The organism is Mesorhizobium sp. RIZ17 (genome assembly GCF_051127865.1).
GTDB lineage: Bacteria > Pseudomonadota > Alphaproteobacteria > Rhizobiales > Rhizobiaceae > Mesorhizobium > Mesorhizobium humile.
In genome coordinates this window covers 4,965,912-4,989,355 of record NZ_CP147861.1, presented here as the reverse complement: position 1 = coordinate 4,989,355, position 23,444 = coordinate 4,965,912, and the positions used below count along the sequence as shown (strand labels likewise).

General features: G+C 64.2%; 27 protein-coding genes and 1 pseudogene. 12 read left to right on the top strand and 16 right to left on the bottom strand.

Going from position 1 to position 23,444, the window contains the following annotated elements:
• Window positions 1–71 precede the first annotated feature (71 nt).
• Window positions 72–680 (bottom strand): TetR/AcrR family transcriptional regulator, encoded by a 609-nt coding sequence (locus WDX12_RS24255; protein ID WP_434722289.1) that lies wholly within the window; start codon window positions 678–680, stop codon window positions 72–74.
• Window positions 681–793: 113 nt separating this feature from the next.
• On the opposite strand from WDX12_RS24255, the gene WDX12_RS24250 reads away from it, so the two are divergent.
• The 3 genes from WDX12_RS24250 to WDX12_RS24240 are packed head-to-tail and all read left to right on the top strand — an operon-like array spanning window position 794 to window position 2,683.
• Window positions 794–1,804: a zinc-dependent alcohol dehydrogenase family protein gene (locus tag WDX12_RS24250; RefSeq protein ID WP_434722288.1), complete on the top strand. Its 1,011-nt coding sequence runs from the start codon at window positions 794–796 to the stop codon at window positions 1,802–1,804.
• Window positions 1,805–1,842: 38 nt separating this feature from the next.
• Complete coding sequence (locus WDX12_RS24245; protein WP_434722287.1) at window positions 1,843–2,274, top strand: OsmC family protein; 432 nt, start codon at window positions 1,843–1,845, stop codon at window positions 2,272–2,274.
• A gap of 22 nt (window positions 2,275–2,296) precedes the next feature.
• Window positions 2,297–2,683 (top strand): nuclear transport factor 2 family protein, encoded by a 387-nt coding sequence (locus WDX12_RS24240; protein WP_434722286.1) that lies wholly within the window; start codon window positions 2,297–2,299, stop codon window positions 2,681–2,683.
• 124 nt (window positions 2,684–2,807) lie between these two features.
• On the opposite strand, the pseudogene WDX12_RS24235 reads toward WDX12_RS24240, so the two are convergent.
• The 6 genes and pseudogenes from WDX12_RS24235 to WDX12_RS24210 form a co-directional block, all read right to left on the bottom strand.
• Window positions 2,808–3,144 (bottom strand): annotated as a pseudogene (locus WDX12_RS24235) (LysE family translocator); the annotation flags it as partial.
• A 243-nt stretch (window positions 3,145–3,387) separates the two neighbouring features.
• Window positions 3,388–3,741: a YkgJ family cysteine cluster protein gene (locus WDX12_RS24230; protein ID WP_434725699.1), complete on the bottom strand. Its 354-nt coding sequence runs from the start codon at window positions 3,739–3,741 to the stop codon at window positions 3,388–3,390.
• Window positions 3,742–3,794: 53 nt separating this feature from the next.
• On the bottom strand, window positions 3,795–3,947 hold the full coding sequence (locus WDX12_RS24225) for a hypothetical protein (protein ID WP_320298303.1): 153 nt from the start codon (window positions 3,945–3,947) through the stop codon (window positions 3,795–3,797).
• 3 nt (window positions 3,948–3,950) lie between these two features.
• Window positions 3,951–4,358, bottom strand: coding sequence for a hypothetical protein (locus tag WDX12_RS24220; protein ID WP_320298304.1), 408 nt, complete (start codon window positions 4,356–4,358; stop codon window positions 3,951–3,953).
• Between the two features lie 234 nt (window positions 4,359–4,592).
• Window positions 4,593–4,922: a YciI family protein gene (locus tag WDX12_RS24215; RefSeq protein WP_434722285.1), complete on the bottom strand. Its 330-nt coding sequence runs from the start codon at window positions 4,920–4,922 to the stop codon at window positions 4,593–4,595.
• Between the two features lie 52 nt (window positions 4,923–4,974).
• Window positions 4,975–5,628 carry a glutathione S-transferase family protein gene (locus tag WDX12_RS24210; RefSeq protein WP_434722284.1) on the bottom strand — a complete coding sequence of 218 codons (654 nt, stop codon included), beginning with the start codon at window positions 5,626–5,628 and terminating at the stop codon, window positions 4,975–4,977.
• Between the two features lie 167 nt (window positions 5,629–5,795).
• Between WDX12_RS24210 and WDX12_RS24205 the strand changes: the two genes are divergently transcribed.
• On the top strand, window positions 5,796–5,975 hold the full coding sequence (locus WDX12_RS24205) for a CsbD family protein (RefSeq protein WP_320298307.1): 180 nt from the start codon (window positions 5,796–5,798) through the stop codon (window positions 5,973–5,975).
• A 48-nt stretch (window positions 5,976–6,023) separates the two neighbouring features.
• On the opposite strand, the gene WDX12_RS24200 is transcribed toward WDX12_RS24205, so the two are convergent.
• Window positions 6,024–7,154, bottom strand: a complete 1,131-nt coding sequence (locus tag WDX12_RS24200) for a metallophosphoesterase (protein WP_434725698.1) — start codon at window positions 7,152–7,154, stop codon at window positions 6,024–6,026.
• Between the two features lie 155 nt (window positions 7,155–7,309).
• Here WDX12_RS24200 and WDX12_RS24195 point away from each other — a divergent pair, with 155 nt between their 5' ends.
• Window positions 7,310–7,897: a hypothetical protein gene (locus WDX12_RS24195; protein WP_434722283.1), complete on the top strand. Its 588-nt coding sequence runs from the start codon at window positions 7,310–7,312 to the stop codon at window positions 7,895–7,897.
• 46 nt (window positions 7,898–7,943) lie between these two features.
• On the opposite strand, the gene WDX12_RS24190 is transcribed toward WDX12_RS24195, so the two are convergent.
• Window positions 7,944–8,585, bottom strand: coding sequence for a TetR/AcrR family transcriptional regulator (locus WDX12_RS24190; protein WP_434722282.1), 642 nt, complete (start codon window positions 8,583–8,585; stop codon window positions 7,944–7,946).
• Between the two features lie 243 nt (window positions 8,586–8,828).
• On the opposite strand from WDX12_RS24190, the gene WDX12_RS24185 reads away from it, so the two are divergent.
• A complete protein-coding gene (locus tag WDX12_RS24185) occupies window positions 8,829–9,587 on the top strand; it encodes an NIPSNAP family protein (RefSeq protein ID WP_434722281.1) in 759 nt (252 codons plus the stop codon).
• Here WDX12_RS24185 and WDX12_RS24180 read toward each other — a convergent pair whose 3' ends face one another.
• Together WDX12_RS24180 and choX are read right to left on the bottom strand one after the other, a co-directional pair.
• On the bottom strand, window positions 9,588–10,418 hold the full coding sequence (locus WDX12_RS24180) for an alpha/beta fold hydrolase (protein ID WP_434722280.1): 831 nt from the start codon (window positions 10,416–10,418) through the stop codon (window positions 9,588–9,590).
• A 2-nt stretch (window positions 10,419–10,420) separates the two neighbouring features.
• Entirely contained in the window at window positions 10,421–11,359 is a 939-nt protein-coding gene (gene choX, locus WDX12_RS24175) for a choline ABC transporter substrate-binding protein (protein WP_434722279.1), read from the bottom strand.
• An 81-nt stretch (window positions 11,360–11,440) separates the two neighbouring features.
• Between choX and betI the strand changes: the two genes are divergently transcribed.
• From betI to WDX12_RS24155, 4 genes are all read left to right on the top strand, one after another.
• The gene (betI, locus tag WDX12_RS24170) at window positions 11,441–12,091 is read left to right on the top strand and encodes a choline-binding transcriptional repressor BetI (protein WP_434722278.1); all 651 of its coding nucleotides are present in this window, start codon (window positions 11,441–11,443) and stop codon (window positions 12,089–12,091) included.
• Window positions 12,092–12,302: 211 nt separating this feature from the next.
• Window positions 12,303–13,700, top strand: coding sequence for a class II fumarate hydratase (gene fumC / locus WDX12_RS24165; RefSeq protein ID WP_320298315.1), 1,398 nt, complete (start codon window positions 12,303–12,305; stop codon window positions 13,698–13,700).
• A gap of 211 nt (window positions 13,701–13,911) precedes the next feature.
• Window positions 13,912–14,334, top strand: coding sequence for a DoxX family protein (locus WDX12_RS24160; RefSeq protein WP_434722277.1), 423 nt, complete (start codon window positions 13,912–13,914; stop codon window positions 14,332–14,334).
• A 132-nt stretch (window positions 14,335–14,466) separates the two neighbouring features.
• Window positions 14,467–14,883 carry a DoxX family protein gene (locus WDX12_RS24155; protein WP_320298317.1) on the top strand — a complete coding sequence of 139 codons (417 nt, stop codon included), beginning with the start codon at window positions 14,467–14,469 and terminating at the stop codon, window positions 14,881–14,883.
• 12 nt (window positions 14,884–14,895) lie between these two features.
• Here WDX12_RS24155 and ppx read toward each other — a convergent pair whose 3' ends face one another.
• Both ppx and WDX12_RS24145 read right to left on the bottom strand, forming a co-directional pair.
• Window positions 14,896–16,431: an exopolyphosphatase gene (gene ppx, locus WDX12_RS24150; RefSeq protein WP_434722276.1), complete on the bottom strand. Its 1,536-nt coding sequence runs from the start codon at window positions 16,429–16,431 to the stop codon at window positions 14,896–14,898.
• Window positions 16,428–18,623 (bottom strand): RNA degradosome polyphosphate kinase, encoded by a 2,196-nt coding sequence (locus tag WDX12_RS24145; RefSeq protein ID WP_434722275.1) that lies wholly within the window; start codon window positions 18,621–18,623, stop codon window positions 16,428–16,430. Before WDX12_RS24145 ends, ppx begins: the two co-directional genes overlap by 4 nt.
• Before the next feature lie 252 nt (window positions 18,624–18,875).
• Here WDX12_RS24145 and WDX12_RS24140 point away from each other — a divergent pair, with 252 nt between their 5' ends.
• Window positions 18,876–19,121, top strand: coding sequence for a zinc-finger domain-containing protein (locus tag WDX12_RS24140; RefSeq protein WP_112097842.1), 246 nt, complete (start codon window positions 18,876–18,878; stop codon window positions 19,119–19,121).
• A gap of 16 nt (window positions 19,122–19,137) precedes the next feature.
• The gene (locus WDX12_RS24135) at window positions 19,138–20,373 is read left to right on the top strand and encodes an FAD-dependent monooxygenase (RefSeq protein ID WP_434722274.1); all 1,236 of its coding nucleotides are present in this window, start codon (window positions 19,138–19,140) and stop codon (window positions 20,371–20,373) included.
• Between the two features lie 231 nt (window positions 20,374–20,604).
• Here WDX12_RS24135 and WDX12_RS24130 read toward each other — a convergent pair whose 3' ends face one another.
• The 3 genes from WDX12_RS24130 to WDX12_RS24120 form a co-directional block, all read right to left on the bottom strand.
• Entirely contained in the window at window positions 20,605–21,270 is a 666-nt protein-coding gene (locus WDX12_RS24130; RefSeq protein ID WP_434722273.1) for a TIGR02117 family protein, read from the bottom strand.
• 197 nt (window positions 21,271–21,467) lie between these two features.
• Window positions 21,468–22,271 (bottom strand): amino acid ABC transporter ATP-binding protein, encoded by an 804-nt coding sequence (locus tag WDX12_RS24125; RefSeq protein ID WP_052457670.1) that lies wholly within the window; start codon window positions 22,269–22,271, stop codon window positions 21,468–21,470.
• A 15-nt stretch (window positions 22,272–22,286) separates the two neighbouring features.
• Entirely contained in the window at window positions 22,287–23,444 is a 1,158-nt protein-coding gene (locus WDX12_RS24120) for an amino acid ABC transporter permease (protein ID WP_434722272.1), read from the bottom strand.

Here is a 23,444-nt window from a genome sequence, read left to right as displayed (position 1 = left end):
CAAGCTACCAAGCTGATACGGAAAGGGCGCCGAGAGGCGCCCTTTTTGTTTGCGTCTGGAGATCCGAGTCCTCAGGCGACGCTCTCCGCCTGCTGCGCCACTTTGCCAGCAAGCACCGCCTGCTCGACCAGCGCCGCGACCTCGTCGGCCACCGCCTGCAGCGGCGCGCGGTCGCGGGTAGCGCGGGCGATCACCATGAGGCCTTCCAGCGAGGATTCGACCAGCAGCGCCAGCGCCTGCGCGCGCCGCTCCGGCACCCCTGCCCTGACGAATGCCTGGCGCAGCAGGCCGACCCACTGCTCAAAGGCCGAGCGGCAGATTTCAACCAAGTCCGGAACATCATTCGGTGCGTCGAGCACGACCGGCGCAACCGGACAGCCGAGCGAGAATTCGTTGTCCTCCAGCATGCGGGCCACCGACTGGTAGATGTGGTGCACGGCAACGGCGGGATCGCTTTCCTCCAAAAGCGCCGCGCCCAGCCGCTCCGTCACGTCGGCGACGCTGGCGCGCGTCACCTCGACGACCAGCTGGTCCTTGCCCCCCGGGAAATGGAAATAGAGCGAGCCACGGGGTGCTGCGCTGGCGCTCAAGATGTCGTTCAGCGACGTGCCGTGATAGCCACGCTGCCGGATGAGCCGCGCCGTCGCCTCGATCATGCGGGTGCGTGTGTCCGTCGCCACGTCGACCTCTCGAATGTCAACCTCTGTCAGGAACGCGCATTATAGGGCTTGCCCCCAATATGACAATCGGTCTACATAATATGTAAATCGGTCTACATATTTCGGAAGCAACAATGCGAACCTATCGGCTCGAGGAGCGAGGCGGCACCGACAAACTGGTGCTGCGCGAGGAGGCGGTGCCGCGGCCAGGTCCGCGTCAGATCGTTATGCGGGTGCACGCCACGTCGCTGAACCGGCGCGACACGATGATCCTCAACGGCAGCTATCCGCTGACGCCACGCGACGGCGTCGTGCCGCTGAGCGACGGCGCCGGTGAGGTGGTGGCGGTTGGCGATGCCGTAACGCGCTTTGCCGTCGGCGACCGTGTGACCGGCAGCTATTTCGCGCGCTGGATCGACGGCCGCATGCATCCGGGCATCGTCGACCAACTCGGCTGCACGCTGGACGGCATGCTTTGCGAATATGCGCTGCTCGACGAGCAATGGGCCGTGCGGTTGCCCGACCATCTCTCCTGGCGAGAGGCGGCGACCTTCACCTGCGCCGGGCTGACCGCCTGGAGCGCACTGACGGGCGCCGAAATTCCAAAGCCGGGACAATGGGTTCTCGTCATCGGCTCAGGCGGTGTCGCGCTGTTTGCGCTGCAGTTCGCCAAGCTCATGGGTTGTCGCGTCGCCGCCGTCACCTCGCGCGCCGAGAAGGCCGACAGGCTGCGCACGGTCGGCGCAGATCTGGTCTTCGCGGCAGCCGAAACGCCGGAATGGGGCGTGAAGCTGCGCGAGGCGACCGGCGGCATCGACCTGGTCGTCGAGACCGGCGGACCGGCGACCTTTCAGCAATCGCTGATCGCCAGCGCGCTTTACGGGCGCATCGTGCTGCTCACCGTACAGGACCAGGAGGGCAAATCGGTCGAAATCCCGGGTGCCGTCTACCAGCGCAGCCTCGTCACCATCGGCCGCCTCTTCGTCGGCAGCCGCAACGGGCTGGAAGCAATGCTTGCCGCCGTCGCCACGCACCGGCTGAAGCCGGTCATCGACAAGGTCTTCCCGTTCACCGAGGCGCGCGAGGCCTACCGTCATTTCCAGCAGGGCGACGTCTTCGGCAAGGTCGTCATCGACGGTGCGTAACCGCCACGCCTTCCCGCAAAACAGAGAGGAGATCAGCCATGACAGTTCGTGAAGCCTCGGCCGAATGGCACGGCACGCTCAAGCAAGGATCCGGCCGGCTGCGGCTTGGCAGCGGCGTGTTCGAAGGCGCCTATTCCTTCCCGTCCCGTTTCGAGAATGGTCCGGGCACCAATCCGGAAGAGCTGATCGCGGCCGCGCATGCCGGCTGCTTCTCGATGGCGCTCACCGCCATTCTCGGCGGCGAAGGCCATACGCCTGACAACATCTACACGACCGCGAAAGTGCATCTCGGCGCGACCACGACGGGACCGACGATCACCCGCATCGAGCTCGAAACCGAGGCCCGCGTCGCCGGCATCTCGGCCGAGGACTTCGAACGGCTGGCGCAAAAAGCCAAGGCGGCCTGCCTCGTCTCGCGGGCGCTCGCCGGCGTCGCCACCATCACGCTCAAAGCGAGCCTCGCAACTTAATGAAATGGCGGGAGAAAATCCTATGACCCAGGAATTGATCATCGACATCGCCATGGCCGAGCGCTCCGCCGAAACGGCGGAAATCATGCGGCGCTACAACGACGTGTTCCAGCATCACGATCCGTCGGCACTGGACGACCTGGTGGCGCGGGACTGCGTCATCGAGAACACCACGCCGGCGCCGGACGGCGCCCGCCGCAACGGCAAAGCGGCCTGCGTTGAATTGTGGTCGGCGATCGCCACCGGACCCGGCACGCGCTTCGACATCGAAGAAACATATGTGGCCGGCGACCGCGCCACGATCCGCTGGCGCTTCTGGATGGCCGACGGCAGGTCGCTGCGCGGCGTCAACCTGATGCGCGTCGCCGATGGGCGGATCGTCGAGGCGATGGGTTATGTAAAGGGATAGGGGCTATGCGAAAGGATAGGGCCTGACGCGGAAGCCGCGCTCAGGCCCAGCCCGGAACCCCCCGCCAGGATTTGGATTCCGGGTAAGCTGCTTAGGAGACCACCCGGTTGAGCTTCACGAAGGTGATCGTCCTGGCGGTCGAGCGCGGCGCTGCGTCCTCGATGATGCTGAGGCCGCCTTTTTCCTTCAACGTGTTCCAGGCCATGTAGAGCAGATAGGCGACGCCCAGATATTTCAGCGTCTCGAAGGCGACGGCGCTGGTGTGCAGCACGGCGGCGAGGCCGGTGACGGCGGCCGCCATATGCGGGATGATGCCCAGCGTGCAGGCGAAAGCGGCGACAATCGAGGCGCGCGCCTCGCGAGAGGCAGGCGTTCAGCGTGTAGAGGACGCCGGTGCCGGGCGAAGCGACGATGATCAGCGACGTCAACAGGAATTCGATGCTCGTGGATTTCCTCCGCAGCCCTGCCCGGCGGGAAGGTACCGGGGCGGCGGCAAGCGGGGAGTGCGTGATCTCTCCCCTTGTGGGGGAGATGGCCGGCAGGCCAGAGGGGGGCGCGAAGGAACGCCAACCTCTCAGGTGTTCAAATCGAAAGCTAGTCCTGAGTGCGAGAGAAATTCGGCTGAGACGTCGGCGGGACAGCGCCCCCCTCTGCCCTGCCGGGCTTTCGTTGTTCGCAAAGCCAAGCAATTGGCTTCGCGTCCGCTACGCGGACCACTCCTCAACCCCCACAAGGGGGGAGATTGGCAGGTCCAGCCCGTGCGCTGCCCTTGCCGTCAGGCACTCGGGGTCGCCCGGCATGCAGGCGCGGCAGACATGTGGGCGTGCGTCGTAGATGCCGCAAGCAGTCGCTTTGCCGACTTCGCCGCGAAGCGCGGCGCAGCGGCCATTTTCGAAGCGAATGCCGGACAGGTCGGTGGCGACCAGCGCTTCGGGGATACGCTCGAGCTCGTCGTCGTCCTCGGTCGAAAAGCGCGGCCAATCCGCCGCATAAGCACAACAAGCGCCGCAGCTCTGGCAATCGAAGACGGCAACCGAGTCGACATCTTGAGCGGCCAGGTCAAGCAGCACAGGGCCGGAGGCGGTGCGACCGAGGTCTTGCGGCAAGGCTGCTACTTCTTCCTGGTCTTGCGCGCCGGTGCTTCGGCCGGCGTCTTGAACAGATCGGTCGCAACCTCGGCAGGCGCCTTCTGCGGAGGCTTGGGCGGTTTCGCGGCAGCGGGCGACCCTGCGGGCTGGTCCTTGGGGGCGAATTTTATGGCCATGTATCAGTCCTCGTTGGAAAAGCGCGATGATGGCGCTTTCGGGTTACGCAAGCGGCCGATCAGCGCCGAGACCGCCGTGATGTTCATTTCTTCCGGCGACCACATCCCGGCCGCCTCTATGTGATGCGTTCCAAGCTCACGATGCGTGCTGCCGCTATAGGCCGCGTCCTGACGGGTGGTCCGCTGAAGCGTCTTGGGATCCTCGCGGACATATTCGATCAGATAGTTCGGACATTCGGCGCGACTGAGCACGGCGATCCGCACCTGCGCATTGCCGAAGGCGCGCTTGCATCGCTCAAGCCTTTCAAGCACGCGCCTGACATATTCGACCGGCTTGTCTAAGCCATCGACAAGATCGGCGATGGTGGCATTGCTGGCTATCTGGATTGGAGGCACACGTTTGGTGGCCATCGGCATTCTCTCCGCTTGCGCCGGTCTTCAGCCATGATCGAGCACAAAGCAATACGGCAATTCATCGAACTGCCGATCCTACCAACATAATTGACGTCGGATTTTTTTCATCTTGCACGGAACCCTTTCGCCGGCTGCCGGTTTACCCTTGTCGTCAGCAATTCATGAGCAATCGAGAAAGGTTGACGGCAAAAGACGCCTCCCGCGCCATAAAAAGCGCGAGAGGCGTTCTTCTTACATGATTACGCTGATCATCGGCAGCACCTCATAGCGGAAGCCGCAGCCCCAGCTCGACACGGGATCGCCATCGGTCACGACCCTCGCCTCGGCTTCGCTGCCGGCACGCAGGATCAACAACCCCCAGGGACCGGCAGGATCGGCGACTGGGCCTGCCATGATCATGATGCCTTCGCGAAGCTTCTCGCGCAGATAGTCGGCATGCCGGCCCATCAGCGCCCTTTCCTCCTCGGTCATGGTGAAGGCGAAATCGGGCCGGGGTGGGATCAGCCGGCAATGGAAGATCTTTAACGCCCTGGCTTCACGCGGTGCTTCACTGCTGGCCATCAGTTCCTCCCTTAGGGCGGATATCAACGGCGCCGTCGCGCTATTTCGACGGTTATTCGTCCGGCCCAGGTTCCGGCCAGGGCTCCTTGGCGGCTTCCGCATACCACTGCTGCATCGCGTTCATCGCCAACACCGCGTCGACATAGGCGCGCGTGACGGGCGCCAGCTCGCCGCCATAGGTGTCGAAGCGCGTGACCACAGGCGCATACATGGCATCGGCCGCGGTGAAATGACCGAACAGGAACGGGCCGCCTTCACCATATTGCTCGCGGCACTGACGCCAGATCGCTTCGATCCGAGCCCGCTGCGCCTCGCCCTCGGCGTCGAGCGGCTTGTGGGATTTCGGCCGGCGCAGGTTCATCGGCCAGCCATAGCGCACTTCGCGGAAGCCGGAATGCATCTCGGTCGCCACCGAGCGCGCCAGCGCGCGGGCGCCGAGGTCGTCCGGCCACAGCTTCTTTTCCGGATAGAGGTCGGCCAGATATTCAAGGATCGCCAAGGTTTCCCAGACGGTCCTACCATTATGGTTCAACACCGGCACCAAGCCGGTCGGCGACACCTTGGCGAGATCGGCGGCGGTCTCAGGCGTGCGCAGGCGAACGAAGCCTTCCTCGAAGGGGATTTCCAGGTGGCGCATCGCCACCCAGGGCCGCAACGACCAGGAGGAAAAGCACTTGTTGCCGATGTAGAGCGTGAATTCTGCCAAGACGGACTCCCCCATGCGCGGTTGCCGGCCAACCTAGCCGCTTCACCTTCGAGCCGATAGTCCTTGTCGCGTCACCGGTTTGCGCGGAACCAAAAGTCTCTCCGTCCGTTTGGCTGCCGGATGCGGCTCCCGTATCCAGCTTCCATACAGACCCAGGAGATGCGCCCATGGTGAACAGGGATCAGGTTGCCGGTCTTGCCAAGCAAATGAAGGGTTCGGTCAAGCAGGCCGCCGGCAAGGCCACCGGCAACCGGCGGACAGAGGTCGAAGGCGTTGCCGACAAGATCGCCGGCAAGGTGCAGAAGGCCTATGGCGACGCGAAGGACAAGGTCAAGAAGGCGTTCTGACCCTCACGCCGTTGCCTTGATGATCGACGCCGCCGCGAGGCGGCCTTTTCATGTCTGGAATTGCTTGGCGAAGGCGTTGGTGAAGACGATGTCGCCATGGTCGCCGGCCGCTTCGCCCAGCACCACATCCATGTTGTCGGCAGTCACCCGCGCCAGCGCGAAGCCGCCCATATAGGCCGCCTTCGGCTTGACGATATCGAGCCCGTCGCGCTGGTAGATCATCGGCACTTCGTGCTGGTGGCCGTGGAAGATGGCGATGACATTGTAGCCCTCGATCGCTGCCAGCAGCGCCTGGCGATCGGCCTCGGCCCACCAGTGCGGGCGGCCGGCGCCATCCTCATCATAGGTGCGTTTCACCGGGTCCCAGCGCTCGGTCGAGAAAGTGTCCCAGCCATAGTGCTGGAACAGGACGACCGGACGACCGTCGCCGGCATAGGTGGCGAGGTCCTGCTTCAACCAGGGCAGGCTGCTCGGCGCGCCATGGCCGGTGTCGCCGGCGAAGCGATGCGTCTGGATAAGATGCAGGCCGCCCCAATCCCAGGAGTAGCAGTCGGTATCGACGTCATATTCGGTCGCCGGCACCGGCGGCTTGAAGAACACGCCGGGGCGATGGTTGACCTCGACATAGTCGCGCAATTCGCGACGATACCAGTCGACATGCGGCGGCGAGCCGTTCTGGTCGAGATCGTGATTGCCGAGTCCGACATAGACCGGGATGTGGACGCGGTCCGGCCCGACGCCTTCCTGATAACGCTGGGAGAACTGCAGAAGCTGCGTCCCTTCGCTTGGTTCGGTGACCTGGCCGCCGCCATCGTCGGTGATGTCGCCGCCAGTGACGAGGCCGAGCGGCGTGCCGATGCGGGTGCCAGCCGAATGCAGGCCGGTGGCAACGCCGTCGATCTCGGCCGGCCACCGCTTGTCCGCAATCGCGTTGAGCGCCGCCACATTGCGCAGAAGCGCCGCGTCGGTCTTGCCTTCCTGCAGGCAGTTGGGGCTGAGCCCGCTCGCCATGCGGCAGGCATGGATATCGGCGATGAAGAGGAAGGTGGCGTCAATCGGCTGGATGCGCTTTCCGGTCTGGCCGAAAGCACCGCCAGGCAGGCCGCAGGCGGCAGCGAGGCCTCCCATCCGAGCGATGAAGGTGCGGCGCGAAACGGTTGCGGGCGAAGAGCGATTCATCGTCATCCGATTAAGCATCCTCGAACCGCCTCGTCCAGTTCAATGCCCGGTCGGCGCCCTGGAGAGTTTTCATTCCCAAGGCATGAATAGCTCATGGGTCGACAGCGCGGCGGGGCTCTGTCATTGCTTCGGAACATGCATCCAGGGAGGAAGGCATGAAAACCCTGGCAACCGGCATGGCACTCGCCATGCTCGCCGGCGCCGCGCAGGCTGCGGACTGCGTGGACGCCAAATCCGCCAAAGCCGGCTTCGTGCTGGAAAAGGCGGGCATAAGCAGCGAGTTCCGGCCGGCGCCCGGCGGCATGGTCGCGGTCGCCAACAAGTACGAGTCGGACTCGCCGCAGACGCAGTATCTCTATGCCGGGCTGATCGAGGTGTTCCGAGACAGCGAGACCGGGCGGCTGTCGATGATCCCGCTTGGCGACTTGAAGAAGCTGTTCCCTCTGAAGGCGGGCGCCAAGAGCAAGACCGAATTCGTACGGCTGTCTTCGAAAAAGGCGCCGAAGGGCACCGAGACGCTGGCTTTGACCGTCAAGGGCAAGGACAGCTACAAGCTCGGCGACTGCAAATACAACGTGCTGGTGGTTAGCGAAACGATCACCGGCGATACGGGCAACGTGATCGATACCTTCACGGCGCTCTATTCGCCGGACCTGCAGGCGGTGCTGGCACGGCGATACGACGAGGGGACCAGCGCGCAGAGCGAAGTGGGGTTCGAGACGATCAAGCCGCTGAAGGAGTGAACCTGGTCAGTTGGACACGTCGGCGGGACAGCAAACTTTTCTGTGCTTATCGCAGCAACACCCTGCGGCGTCGCCTTGCCGCCGGTCCACCCGAAGATAGCTCTTCCAATCCCCTCAAGCACTCCCGCAATACCCCAGCATCCTGCGAAGTCTTGGCCATAGACATGGCGCCGGAATAAGCAGCCACCGCGAGCGCGGCGAAGCGGTCGGGATCGGTGCCGCCCTCCCTCCCGTCCAACTGGTCGGCCCGGATCTTATCGGCGATAGCCTGCCGCCAGCCGGCGAAGATTCCTGCGAGCGCCGAGCGGAAGTCATCGTCGGCCAGCGACAATTCATGCGCGAGATTGTTGAGCGGGCAGCCGCGCACATAGCCTTGCTGTTCAAGCTCCGCAGCCACCGCCTCGAACACGGCCCGCACGCCTTGGCGGGCCGTGGGCGCCGCCAGCACCGGGTCGATCCAGGTTTCCTGGACCGCGGCCGCCACCCGTTCCTCGATCACCGCGAGCGCCAACGCCTTCTTGGTCGGGAAATGGTGGTGCAGCGCACCGCCGGTGACACCGGCAGCCGCCATCAGGTCGCCGAGGCTCGAGGCGTGGTAACCGCGCGCCTGGAAGGAACCTTCCGCCACGTCGAGCACGCGGCGGCGCATGCCATCCGGGTCGTTGGTGCGTTTTTTACGCGAGGCCATGGCGATCTCCCCTTCCTCCCTTGTTGGAGAAGGTACCTGAACGAAGTGAAGGCGGACGGGGGCTGCTCCGGGGAAAGCCAGCGTCTCACTCCGCTGGAACACCCCTCATCCGTCTCGGCGCTACGCGCCGATCCACCTTCTCCCACAAGGGGAGAAGGGGAAAACCACGATAGCAGATTGACAAAACCGGGCAACCGGTCTGTTTATGAAACAGGATGATCGCCCTGTTTTGAGATTCTGGCCATGAACCGACCTTCCCGCCTTGCCTCACCCATCGTCGAGCTTCGGCAATACACGCTAAAGCCCGGGCGGCGCGAAACACTGATCGCGCTGTTCGATCGCGAGTTCGTCGAAACGCAGGAAGCGACCGGCATGACCGTCATCGGCCAGTTTCGGGATATCGACCGCCCCGACATGTTCGTCTGGCTGCGCGGCTTCGAGGACATGGAGGCGAGAAAGGACGCGCTGAGCGCCTTCTACGGCGGACCGGTCTGGGCCACGCACCGGGATGCCGCCAATGCGACGATGATCGATTCCGACGACGTGCTGTTGCTCAAGCCGGCCTGGCGGGGTGCGGAATTCGACCTGTCGGGATTATTCCGGCCGACAGCTGCCGAGGCCGGAACTATGAACGATCGGAGCCGCTTGCCCGACTTTGTTGAGATTTCGATTCACCATTTGCGACCAAGCGCCGAGGCCGGCTTCGCCCAGCGCTTCGAGGCGGAGGCGGTCCCGCTGCTCGCGGCAAACGGGGCCCGACTGCTCGGCGCCTTCGTCAGCGAGCACTCTGAAAATACGTTTCCGCGGTTGCCGGTACGTGCCGGCGAAAATGTCCTCATCATCGTCACCGGCTTCGACGATGTCGATGCCCATGCCGGCCATCAAGCCGCCCTCGCCGCTTCGCCGGCATGGCGGGCGGTCCGCGAAACCATGCAGGCCTTTTCCTCAAAGCCGGACGAGACGTTGCGGCTGACGCCTACCGCCCGATCGCTATTGCGATAGTCACGCGGCTGGCAACATGCCCGCTATTGCCTCGGCGACAAAGGCCGGGTCTTCCCAATGCGGGTTGTGACCGCACTCCTGCGCCCACACCAGACGCGATCCGTCGATTGCCCGGGTCATCGACTGCTGATGCGCAGCGCCGAAAAGCGGATCGCACCCGCCGGCAATGATCAGTGTCGGAACCTGCACGGCCGGCGCCGCGGCGGTCAGATCGGTGCGGCGGACTTCCTCGAGAATGGCGCGCCAGTGCGCCGCAGGGATCGCCGAGGCGTCCTTTGCGAGACCAGCGAGAAAAGCCCGCGGCACACCCGGCCGGCAGGCATGCCACCAGTCGTAGAACGGATCCGACGGCGAGATCGGATCGCGCAAAGCCGCGACGCCGTCGATCAACTGGTGATCCGATCCGAAATCGGGCTTCAGCGTGCTGGCCATGATCACCAGCCCGCGGATCATCTCCGGATACCGAGCGGCCAGCGCGATCGACACCATGCCACCCAGCGAATGGCCTACGACGACGGGTCGGTCCAGCCGCAGGCGCCGGATCAAGCCGGCGGTGTCGTCGACGAAATCGGCGACGCCGCAGCCCTCGCCCGCCTGCGAACCTCCATGGCCACGCAAGTCCGGCATGATCAGCCGGCGCCCGGAGAGATGCGGCGCCAGCAGCGAAAAACTGCGGCTGGTGTCGGTGAAGCCATGCACCAAGAGCAGCGGCGGCTCCGTGCCGGCGACCTCGACATAGGCAAGGTCGAGACCGCCGACATCGACGATCTCCTTGCGGCCGGCCCAAGCGTCCTGCTCGGCCTCCTGATCCGCCAGCTCAAAAGCTGTCAATCTCAAAGCCCGAGCTTTTCCTTGACCGCGGCAAGGCCGGGCTTGCCATCAAAGGTGGTGACGCCGGCAAGCCAGGCATCGAGGCGATCCTTGTGCGCGGTGATCGACTTCAGCGCCCCGTCCTCCGGCTTCATGCCGTCATTGATGAGGTAGCCCATACCGACATTTTCCATGTCGATGTCGAAGGCGAGGTTCTTCAGGAACCGCGCGACGTTCGGGCATTCCTGCAGAAAACCCTTGCGCACCTGCGTCGTCACGGTGGCGGCGCCGAAGTTCGGACCGAAGAACTTGTCGCCGCCGGTCAGGTACTTAAAGTCGTACATCGTGTTCATCGGATGCGGCGCCCAACCCTGGAAGACGATGAACTGCTTTTCCTTGATCTCGTAGCCGACCTCCGAGAGCATGCCGGCTTCGCTCGACTCCACCACCTGCCAGCCGTTGAGGCCGAACTTGGGATCGGCAATGGCGTCCATCATCAGCTGATTGGAGCCGGGCTCGATGCCGTACATCTTCTTGCCGAACTTGTCGGCGAATTTGTGCAGGTCGGACAGGTCCTTGACGCCGGCGTCCCAGACATAGGTCGGCACGGCGAAAGTGTATTTGGCGTCGACCAGATTGACCCGCACATTCTCGATCGAGCCGTCCTTCTTGTAGGGCTCGTAATAAGTGACCATCGCCGGATCCCAATAGCCGAGGAACAGGTCGAGGTCTTTGTTCTTCATGCCTTCGTAGATGACGTTGATGCCGAGCACCTCGCTTTGCGGCTCGTAGCCGAGCGCCTGGAGCAGCACCTTGGCCACGCCCGTGGTGAAGGCAAGATCGTTCCAGCCGGGCTCGGCCATGCGGACCGCTTTGCAGCTCTCGGCCTCGGCGGCCCAGGCCGCCGGGGAAGCCAGCATCAGGGCCGCGAGACAGACGCCATTCGCAAGCATGCGCAACATTCGGGTTCTCCTCATTGTCGAAATTGACCTTTTGGTCGACTTATTGTCCCATTGGTCAATTGTTGATCTGAGCGGACGAAAATGTCAACATGGATTCGCCATGCATGGATCGGTCCGTTGAAACTCACGCGCCTCAGCGACATACGCCGCAAGGAGTTGCGGCAGGCGGCGTTCGCCGTTCTGGAGCGCGAAGGCATCGCCGGCGCGACGCTGGAAAAGGTCGCGGCCCAGGCTGGCGCCTCGAAAGGCATCGTGCTGCATTATTTCCGCAACAAGCAGGAGCTGTTCGAGCACGCCATGCGCGAGGCGAACGCCGTGCTCTGCCACGCCGTGGTCGGCCGGCTTGAGCGGGCGCGGACGCCGATGGAACGGCTGGACGCAGTGATCGAGGGCAATTTCGAGGAGCACTTGTTCCTGCCGCCGCTCTGCCATGCCTGGCTGTCGCTCTGCGCCGAGGTGCCGCGCGACGAGAAGCTTGCGCGCATCCAGAAGGTCATCCATGCGCGCATGCGCTCGAACCTTTTGTCCGGCCTGCGCGGCCTCACTTCGCCCGAACTGGCCGACGAGATCGTGCTTGGCGTCACGGCGCTGATTGACGGGCTGTGGCTCAGGCTCGGCCTGCAGCCGGGCAGCGTCACGCGCGAGCAGGCGGTGCGCCAGGTCAAGGATTTCGTCGCGGGGCGACTGGCCCTTCGCCTGCCCACGCCCGTCGGCCTGGCCTCGGCCGGATAAGAGGGGGCTCCAGGGAAAGCCAACGTCTCACTCCGCTGGAACACCCCTCATCCGTCTCGGCGCGGCGCGCCGATCCACCTTCTCCCGCGAGGGGAGAACGAGGAGGGCGCAGCTTCAACCGATTCGCATCTTCCCCGCCCGCAATCTCCGCTTGATGCCGTTTGTGCAACGCGATACGCCCTTGCCCAAATCGACAGACCGGAGAGTGGCCGTGAGCGCTGAAAAGACCAGAACCGAAACCGATACGTTCGGCCCCATCGAGGTCGCGGCGGATCGCTATTGGGGCGCGCAGGCGCAGCGTTCTCTGGGCAATTTCAAGATCGGTTGGGAAAAGCAGCCGGCTTCGATCGTCCGCGCCTTGGGCATCGTCAAGCGCGCCGCGGCCGAGGTCAACATGGAGATGAAGCGGCTCGATCCCGCCGTCGGCAAGGCGATCGTCGAGGCGGCGCAGGAGGTCATCGACGGCAAGCTCGACGCGCATTTCCCGCTGGTTGTCTGGCAGACGGGCTCCGGCACGCAGTCCAACATGAACGCCAACGAAGTGATCTCCAACCGGGCGATCGAGATGCTCGGCGGCGTGATGGGCTCGAAGAAGCCGGTGCACCCCAACGACCACGTCAACATGAGCCAGTCGTCCAACGATACTTATCCGACGGCCATGCATGTCGCCTGCGCCGAGCGGGTCGTGCACCATCTGATCCCGGCGCTGCACCATCTGCACAAGGCGCTCGACGCCAAGGCGCGCGCCTTCAACCACATCATCAAGATCGGCCGCACGCACACGCAGGACGCCACGCCGCTGACCCTTGGCCAGGAATTTTCCGGCTATGCCGCGCAGGTCGCCTCGTCGATCAAGCGCATCGAGCTCACGCTGCCCGGCCTGCAGGAACTGGCGCAAGGCGGCACCGCCGTCGGCACCGGCCTCAACGCGCCGGTCGGCTTCGCCGAAAAAGTGGCGGATCGCATCGCTTCGATCACCGGCATCGCCTTCGTGACCGCGCCGAACAAGTTCGAGGCATTGGCGGCACACGATTCCATGGTGTTCTCGCATGGAGCGATCAACGCGGCGGCCGCGGCGCTTTTCAAGATCGCCAACGACATCCGCCTGCTCGGTTCCGGCCCGCGCTCGGGCCTCGGCGAGCTGTCGCTGCCGGAGAACGAGCCGGGCTCCTCGATCATGCCGGGCAAGGTCAACCCGACCCAGTGCGAGGCGCTGACGCAGGTTTGCGTGCAGGTGTTCGGCAACAACGCAGCACTCGCCTTCGCCGGCAGTCAGGGCCATTTCGAGCTCAATGTCTACAACCCGCTGATGGCCTACAACTTCCTGCAGTCGGTGCAGCTGCTCGCCGACGCGTCCGTCTCCTTCACCGACAATTGCGTGGTCGGCATCGAGGCGCGCGAGGACAACATCAAGGCCGCGCTCGAGCGCTCGCTGATGCTGGTGACGGCGCTCGCCCCGACCATCGGCTACGACAACGCCGCCAAGATAGCCAAGACCGCGCACAAGAACGGCACGACCTTGCGCGAAGAGGCCTTGGCCACCGGGCTGGTCAGCGAAGCCGATTATGATCGGCTGGTACGGCCGGAGGACATGACGCATCCGGGCTGAGGGCGGCTTCCTCATTCCGGGCGAAACCGATGCGGTATTTTGCGGTGGGAAAATTTGCTCCCGTCAGCGACTTCCACGACATGAATTTCACGCCGGCCGCAGAATCATAGGATGCACGTCCTGTGAACAATGTGTTGCCGCATAGGCGGCTTTGGTGAACAGTCTCCATCGTTTATCTGACGGGCCATTCAACCCCGTTCGGAGAACCGCCATGTCCATCAACTCTTCCGTCGCCGGCAACGGCACCGCATCCAACAGCTCCACCACGATCCTGATCGGCCGCATCCTGCTTGCCGTCATCTTCCTGCTTTCCGGCTTCGGCAAGCTCACCGCCATTTCCGGCACCGCCGGCTATTTCGGTGCCCTCGGCCTGCCGGTCCCGACCGTGACGGCCGTTGTCGTCGGCCTGATCGAGTTGCTTGGCGGCCTTGCCATCCTCGTCGGATTCCAGACCCGGATCGCCGCCTGGGTGCTCGCCATCTTCACGATCGCCACCGGGCTGGTCGCGCATACCGGGTGGGCCGACCAGATGCAGATGATCCAGTTCCTCAAGAACCTCGCCATCACCGGCGGCTTCATCCTGCTCGCTTCCTCCGGCGCCGGCGCCTATTCGATCGACGCCAAGCGCGCCTGAGCTCGAACAGTTCCCTTCCTCCCAAGCCCTGTTGAGCGGCGCGGAATTTTCCGCGCCGCTTTTTCGTTGCTGGACTAGACTAATGCTCCGGTCCGGCATTGCCGGACCGTGCCGACAAGGAAGGTGGTGGTCATGGCCCGCAACGCACTGCTTCTCATCGCGCGACTGCTGCTCGCCGCCCTGTTCGTGCCGTCAGGGCTTCAAGCACTCAGCGACATCGCCGCTACGAGCAGCTATTTCGCCGGCCTCGGCCTGCCCTTGCCCACATTGGCCGCCTGGGGGACCGGCCTGTTCGAAGTGACCGCCGGATCGCTGATCCTGATCGGCTTCCAGACGCCGATCGTTGCGTTGCTGCTTGCCGCTTTCTGCATCGCCGCCGGCTTCATCGGCCATTACCACCAAGGCGACGATCCGATGTTGTCCTTCCTGCATCAACAGATGCTGATGAAGGACATCGCCATTGCCGGCGGTTTCCTGGCGCATGCCATGGCCGGCGCTGGCGCCTGGTCGCTGGACGGTCGTGGTTTCGGGATCGCGGCGCCGAAGTGAGCTAAGCCGGCCCTATTTGACCGAAACGCTCGGCCCGCCTTCCACCGCCAGCACAAGGCGTCGGTTGGTGATGCGCGCAAGCTGCGCCAGGCGGCCGGCCGGCCGTTCGCCGTAAAGATCGGCGAGCGAGGCCGGCAGCACCAGGGCGAGCGCGCCGTTGCCGCGGCTTTCCCATTTCAGCCTCGGCATCACGCCGGGCATCGCTGCGGTGAGCAGATAGACCACGCGCATCATCGCCGCCAGCAAGCGGGCGCGCTCCAACAGCCTGGGCGGCGCCAGCGCCTTGATCTCGGGCGCGATGCCGTCGTTGAAGATGCCGTCGTGGCGATAGGCGTTGGCCAGAGCCAGATAGGCGCGGCCCGGATGGTCGACGCCGATGAAAGAGGCATGCGCGATGATGTTGAGCGACTGCCTGCCGCGATATTCAGGATGCGCGCGCCAGCCGATGTCGGCGAGCAGGCAGGCGGCATGGCGGTAGCGCGCCTCGTCCTCCGTCTCGTCGATGCCGAAGGCCTTGAACGCCTTGCCGGTCCATTCGACCAGGTCATGCGCGTGGTGCACCGAGCGCGAGCGCAAAAGCGCCAGTTCCTCGGCGGCCGAGATCAGCGGATCGGATTTCTGCTCCTCGGCGTCGAGCAGCGAATAGAGGAAGCCCTCGCGCACGCCCTGCGCCGAAACCACGATCTTAGAAGGCTGCATCGCCGTCATGATCTCCTGCAGCACGACGGCGCCGTAGGGCAAGAGCGAGCGGCGGTTCTTGGAGACACCCTCGATGCCCCTCACCTTCTCGACCTCGCCCTTGGCGACCTGTTTCAGGAAAGCCTGCGCGCTGTCGGCCGTTATCTCGTAGTGATGCATGACGCCGAGTGGGTAGTTGGTCATCTCCATATGCAGCCTGGCGAGGTTTCGCCAGGTGCCGCCGACGGCGTAGAAGACCCTGCCCTGCCCGCCTTTGAGCAGCTTTGCCCGCGCCAGCTCCTGGCGGGCGATCTTCTGGGCCTGGACGAGCGAGTTCTTGGCCATGTCCTGCAGGCGCAGGCCGCCAAGCGGCAGCGTGATGCCCTGGCCGATCGTCTCGCGGTTGATGTCGATCAGCTCGAGGCTGCCGCCGCCGAGGTCGCCGGCGATGCCGTTGGCGGGATGGAAGCCGGACATGACGCCGAGCGCAGAATAATAAGCCTCCTGGCGGCCGGTGAGTACGCGGATCTCGGTCCTCAGCACGTCCTCGGCGCGGTGGATGAAATCGGGACCGTTGCCGGCCTCGCGCGCGGCGGCGGTGGCCAGCACGTACATATGCTCGGCGCCGGCTTGATCCGAAAGCGCGCGAAAACGACGGAATTCCTCCATCGAGCGCGTCACCGCCTCGGGATCGAGCTTGCCCGTCGAAACGATGCCGCGGCCGAGGCCGGCCAGCATCTTTTCGTTGAACAGAAGCGTGGGCGAGCGGGCCAGCCCCTCATAGACGACAAGGCGGATCGAGTTCGATCCGATGTCGATGATCGACAGCGGCCGCCGGTCCTGAAGCCGGCCCTGGGAAACTGCGATCACGCGGCGCCGTTCTTCTTGCGGCGCTTGAACTGGGCAATGCGCTTGGGCGCATGCGATTTCAGCGCGTCACCCCGTCCCGACAGGCTCGGATTGGTCATGAAATATTCCTGCGCGTTGAACGGTTCCTCGCCTTCCTCCAGCACAACGCGCCGGGAGGTGCCGTCAGCCAATACGTCGAAACTTTGCTGGTTGTCCATGATGTTGCCCAGCATGATCTGGCCGAGCACCTGTTCATGCACAGTTGGATTGGTGATGGGCACCAGGGTCTCGACGCGGCGGTCGAGATTGCGCGGCATCATGTCGGCCGACGAGATGTAGACAATCGCCTCGTCCGACGGCAGGCCGTGGCCGTTGCCGAAGCAGAAGATGCGGCTGTGCTCGAGGAAACGGCCGACGATCGATTTCACCCTTATGTTCTCCGACAGGCCGGGCACCTGAGGCCGCAGGCAGCAGATGCCGCGCACGACGAGGTCGATCTCGACGCCGGCGCGGCTGGCGTCGTAAAGCGCATCGATGATGGTCGGATCGACCAGCGCGTTCATCTTCATCCAGATGCGCGATGGCCGGCCCTCACGGGCATGGACGATCTCGTCCGAGATGTGTTTCAGGATGCGCTTGCGCAGCGTGAAGGGCGATACGGCAAGGCGCATCTCCTCGGCCGGCTCGGCATAGCCGGTGATGAAATTGAAGAGCTGCGCGACATCGCGCGCGATCGTCGGGTCGGTGGTGAAGAAGGACAGGTCGGTGTAGATGCGCGCGGTGACCGGGTGGTAGTTGCCGGTGCCGAGATGCACGTAATTGCGCAGCTTGCCGTCCTCGCGGCGCACCACCAGCGACATCTTGGCGTGGGTCTTCAATTCCAGGAAGCCGAACACGACCTGCACGCCGGCGCGTTCGAGGTCGCGCGCCCAGCGGATATTGGCCTCCTCGTCGAAGCGCGCCTTGAGCTCGACCAGCGCCGTGACCGACTTGCCGGCCTCGGCGGCGTCGATCAGCGCGCGCACGATCGGGCTGTCGTTCGAGGTGCGGTAGAGCGTCTGCTTGATCGCCACCACTTCCGGGTCGGCAGCGGCCTGACGCAGGAACTGCACCACCACGTCGAAGGACTCGTAGGGGTGATGGACGACAATGTCCTTCTCGCGAATGGCGGCGAAGCAGTCGCCGCCATGCTCGCGGATGCGCTCGGGAAAGCGCGGATTGTAGGGCGTGAATTTGAGGTCGTCGCGCGGAATGGCGACGATCTCGGAGATCTGGTTGAGTGCCAGCGGACCGGTGAGCACGCTGATGCGGCTCGACGAGACGCCGAGCTCGCCGGCGACGAAGTCGCGCAATTGAGCCGGCATCAGCGTGTCGAATTCGATGCGGATCACCGAGCCGCGACGCCGCCGCTTCAGCGCCGTTTCGAACAGGCGCACCAGGTCTTCCGACTCTTCCTCGACCTCGATGTCGCTGTCGCGGATGATGCGGAACGTGCCCGAGCCCTTGACCTCGTAGCCGGGGAAAAGCTTGCCGATATAGATGCCGACCACTTCCTCCAGCGGAATGAAGCGGACATGGTTCTTGCGGTCGGGCAGGCGGATGAAACGCTTGAGCGCCACCGGCAGGCGCAGCAGTGCGCTCATCTCCTCGCCATTCTTGCGATGGCGCAGTTGCAGGGCGATGGAAAAGCCGAGATTGGGAATGAAGGGAAACGGATGCGCCGGGTCGATCGACAGCGGCGTCAGCACCGGGAAAACCTGTTCCTGGAAATGCTCCTCCAGCCAGGCCTTCTCGTCCTTGGTCAGCGCATCGCGGGTGATGCTTTCGATGCCTTCCTTGTTGAGCAGGACCATCAGTGCCGAGAGGCTCTTCTGCTGGTCCTCCTGCAGGCGCTCGACCTCGCGCAGCAATTGCTCGAGCTGCTGCTCGGGCGTGCGGCCGTCAGGGCTTTTCAGCGCGATGCCCTCGCGCACCTGGCCGGCGAGGCCGGCGACGCGGACCATGAAGAATTCATCGAGATTGGCGGCCGAGATCGACAGGAAGCGGACGCGCTCGAGCAGCGGATGATGCTCGTTCAGCGATTCCTCCAGGACGCGGCGGTTGAATTGCAGCCAGGAGAATTCGCGGTTGACGAAACGGTCGGGATTGCCGCCGTCCGGGCTTGCCGCCACGACGGTGATGAACTCGCTCTGCACAGGCTTCAGTTCGTTCATGGTTTCCCGCTCTTGCCCGCTACCGTCCCCAGGGAGCGCCGCATATTGCCGTTCGGCGACGCTCTAACATGTTTTTGTGACGCATGATCGTCACGGAATCGATCCGTGCGCGGAGCCATGCGCTTAACCGGCTCAACTTATCCTCTGCCAGCCTTTTGCGACAGTTTGATTTCATCGATCTTGCAAACTGGCCTGTTATGCTCCAGATGCAGACGGGTCACACCCACTGGCCGAACCCAATTGGAGACGACGATGGCAGGCGGTAGCATTCCCCATTTCCAGAACGACGCGGGCCATCCGGTCATCGAGATCGGCGTCAGGGAATTCATGTGCACCGGCGCCAACCCGCCTTTCGACCATCCGCATGTGTTCCTCGACATGGGCGACGACAATGAAAAGGTCTGCCCCTACTGCTCGACGCTCTACCGCTATTCGCCGTCGCTGAAGGCGACGGAAACGCAGCCGGCCGGCTGCCTCTATGTCGACCAGGCCGCCTGACCCTTTTTCCCCGATCATGGCTGAAACACGGTCCCAGCAAATCGTCATCGCCGGGGCTGGCATCGCCGGATTGACGGCGGCGCTCGCTTTTGCCGAGCGCGGTTTCCCGGTAAAGCTGTTCGAGCAGGCAAAGCAGCTCGAAGCCGCCGGCGCCGGGCTCCAGCTTTCACCCAACGCGACCCGCATCCTGCGCCAGCTCGGCGTGCTCGATCGCCTGCTGGCCGACGCGATCCGGCCTGAAGCGGTGGTGCTGAAGGACGCGAGAAGCCTGCGCGAGCTGGCCCGCGTGCCGCTTGGACAAGCCGGAGAAAAACGCTGGCGCGCGCCCTATCTGGTGGCGCATCGCGCCGACCTGCAGGCAGCGCTGATGGCGGCAGTGGCGGACCGGCCCGATATCGAGCTTGTCACCGGCGCGCGCGTGACCGGCATCGCGGCCGACGCGCCGGGTATCAGCGTGACAGTCGAGACGGATGGCAAAGCTGCACAGGTCGCTGGCAGCCTGCTGGTCGGAGCCGACGGCGTCTGGTCCACGGTTCGCGCACAGCTTGCCGGCGGGGAATCCGGTTTCGCGAAAAGCCGCTTCTCGGGCCGACTGGCCTGGCGCGCCACAGTGGCGACCGAAAGTCCCGCAGGGCAGGCTTTTGCCGAGATCGGCGCGGCGGGATGCGTCACCACCTTCCTGCATCCCGGCTTCCATTTGGTCGCCTATCCGGTGAGCAAGGGCAGCGCCGTCAATCTCGCCGCCTTCACCAAGGGCGAGCAGATCGCGGAAGGCTGGTCAGGCCATGCCGACCCGGCCATCCTCTCCAGTGCCATGCGCGGCACCGCGGCGAAGCTCGCAAGGCTCGTCGCGCTGGCGGGGCCATGGACGGCGTTTCCGATGCACACGGTCCGGCAACGGCGCTGGGCGGTCCCGCAAGGCATCGCGCTGATCGGCGACGCCGCGCATGCCATGACACCGTTCGCGGCGCAGGGCGCGGCGATGGGGATCGAGGATGCCGCGATGCTGGCCAATCTGGTCGCCGATTTTCCGGACGATCCGAAGCAGAGCCTGACTATCTGGGAGAATCTGAGACGGCCGCGCGTCGAAAAGGTGCTGAAGCGCGGCACGCTCAATCGCCTGGCCTGGCATGCCAGGGGACCGGTGGCGATTGCCCGCAACCTGGTGCTGGCGACGCGGCCGGCGGAGAAACTCGCGGCCGATCTGGACTGGCTGTATGGCTGGGAGGAGCGGAAGGTTGTGAGGCGGTAGTGGATGCCTAACGGGCGAAAAGTTGGATAGGCTGGCGGGCCAGCGCCCCCCTCTGTCCTGCCGGACATCTCCCCCGCAAGGGGGGAGATTGGCAGCTCACGCGCCTCGTTCATCCTGCGACGTTGGCGATTGGCGAAAGCCGCAGCTACAGCTGATCTCCCCCCTTGCGGGGGAGATGGCCGGCAGGCCAGAGGGGGGTGTGACGGAACTCGGCGCTCGCTTGGACGAGTGCTAATTGTATATCCTCAGCGACCACCCCAACGACATCGGCAGCGGGTTCCACCATCCCGTGCGAAGGCCTGCAATACGCAGTCCCGCTGCCGTCCAGGTGTTGCAGCCGACCAGAGCGTTGAAATGGCCGTTGGCTTCGTAGAAACGGTCATAGGTTGAATAGCCCGCATTCTCGATCACCACTGGTCCCTCAGGCCCTTGCTGGAAACTCGCGGCGATGTAGTCGAGCAACGTCGAAAAGTGCTGCTCGTCGATGTCGAAACCTGCAACATCCGGGTGTGGTTCCTTGATCGCGCCGGCAAGATCGACATGCATCACCGAAGCGTCGAGCGTCAGCGCCTTCAACACCGGCCCGGCCTTCAGTTGCGACCAGGTCGGCGTCTCCAGATAGAAGGCGCGACCGCCCCAGCCGAAGACGATGTAGCGCTCCTCCGGCACGTCGATCGGCAGACCGGCATCGGCCAGGAAGGCAAAGCGCCGGCGCACGCCATCGTCGAGGGGCACGGCGATATCGGTGTGGATTGGGTTCTTGAGCACCAATATGCGCCGCGTCCCCTCGCCTGCGGCGGCGGCTGGCCAGAGCGGGCGCGGCACCAGCGTGCCGAGCGCGGCGGCAAGCACCACCGCACCCACCAGCATCGCCAGGTATCGCAAGGTTCTTCTCATCGGGCGCGGCGGTTCTGTCCGGGACGTCGTCATACTCGGGCTTGACCCGAGTATCCATGCCGTGACCTCTGCCGAGGGGTGCAGCGGTGCGGAATTCTGAAACGTGGCAACGCCTCGGTGTCACGGCATGGATTCTAGGGTCTGCGCCGCGTCGCTCGCTCCTTGCTCCGCCCTAGAATGACGAAGCAGAGGCCCGCTCAGTGCAGGATCTGCGACAGGAAAAGCTTCGTGCGCTCATGGCGCGGATGGTCGAAGAACTCGGCCGGCGTGTTCTGCTCGACGATCTGGCCCTGATCCATGAAGATCACGCGATTGGCCACCTTGCGGGCAAAGCCCATCTCATGGGTGACGCAGAGCATGGTCATGCCCTCTTCCGCCAGCCCCACCATCGTCTCCAGCACTTCCTTGATCATCTCCGGATCGAGCGCCGAGGTCGGCTCGTCGAAGAGCATGATGCGCGGGTTCATGCACAGCGAGCGCGCGATCGCCACGCGCTGCTGCTGACCGCCGGAGAGCTGGCCCGGATATTTGTTGGCCTGTTCCGGAATCTTGACGCGCTTGAGGAAATGCATGGCGATCTCCTCGGCCTGCTTCTTCGGCATCTTGCGCACCCAGATCGGCGCCAGCGTGCAGTTCTCCAGGATGGTCAGATGCGGGAACAGGTTGAAGTGCTGGAACACCATGCCGACCTCGCGGCGCACCTCGTCGATCTTCTTCAGATCGTTGGTGAGCTCTTTGCCGTCGACGATGATCTTGCCCTTCTGATGCTCTTCCAGCCGGTTGATACAGCGGATCATGGTCGATTTGCCCGATCCCGAAGGTCCGCAAATGACGATGCGCTCGCCGCGCATCACCTTGAGGTTGATGTCCTTCAGCACGTGGAATTCGCCATACCATTTGTGCATGCCGACGATATCGATGGCGACATCGGTGGTCGAGACATGCATCTTTCCGGCATTGACCTTGAGGTCTTCCGCGCTGACGGCGTTTTCGGTGGCCATGGCCAATTCCCCTTTTTATCTTTTGTAGCCGGTGTCGAGCCGGCGTTCGGTGTACATTGAATAGCGCGACATGCCGAAGCACAACAGCCAGAAAACGAAGGCGGCAAAGATCAGGCCCGACTTCGGGGTCTGCGGCGTCGCCCAATTGGGGTCGGCGAAGTTCTGCTTGACCACGCCGAGCAGGTCGAACATCGAGATGATCAGAACCAGGCTCGTGTCCTTGAGCATGCCGATGAAGGTGTTGACGATGCCGGGGATGACCAGTTTCAGGGCCTGCGGCAGCACGATCAGGCCCATCTTCTGCCAGTAGCCGAGGCCGAGCGAGTCGGCGCCTTCATACTGGCCCTTCGGGATCGCCTGCAGGCCGCCGCGGATCACTTCCGCCATGTAGGCGGCGGCAAACAGCGACACGCCGATCAGGGCCCTCAGGTATTTGTCGAAGCTGACGCCTTCCGGCAGGAACAGAGGCAGCATGACGCTGGCGAAGAACAGCACCGTGATCAGCGGAATGCCGCGCACCGTCTCGATGAAGACGATACAAAGCCATTTGATGATCGGCATCTTCGAACGCCGGCCGAGCGCCAGCAAGATGCCCATCGGCAGCGACACGGCAATGCCGACGAAGGACAGGCTGAGCGTGACCAGCAGCCCGCCCCAGCGCGGGGTCTCGACATGCGGCAGGCCGAACACGCCGCCGACCAGCAGGAAGAAGGCGACGACCGGCAGCGCCACGAAGAGCAGAAGCGCGTTCAACCCCTTGCGCGGAACGCGGGGGATCAGCATCGGCACCAGCAGCGCCACGAACAGGATGGCGGCCAGAATCGGCCGCCAGCGCTCCTCGATCGGATAGGTGCCAAACATGAACTGGCCGAACTTGGCGTTGACGAAAGCCCAGCAGGCGCCGGTCCAACCGTCGGGCTGGATGCCACCTTGCGAAGCGGTCGTGCATACGGTGCGGTCCGGCCCGGTCCACTGGGCATTGAGGAAGGCCCAGTTGATGACCTGCGGCAGGATCCACAGCACGATGGCGATGCCGAGGATTGTGAGGACGGTGTCGCCGACCGAACCGATCAGGTTCTTGCGCACCCAGGCATAGGCGCCGCGTTCGGTAGGCGGGGCCGGCTGGGCAAGCGCCATCTCGGTGCGCACCCAGGACATGTCGTGTTCCTGCAT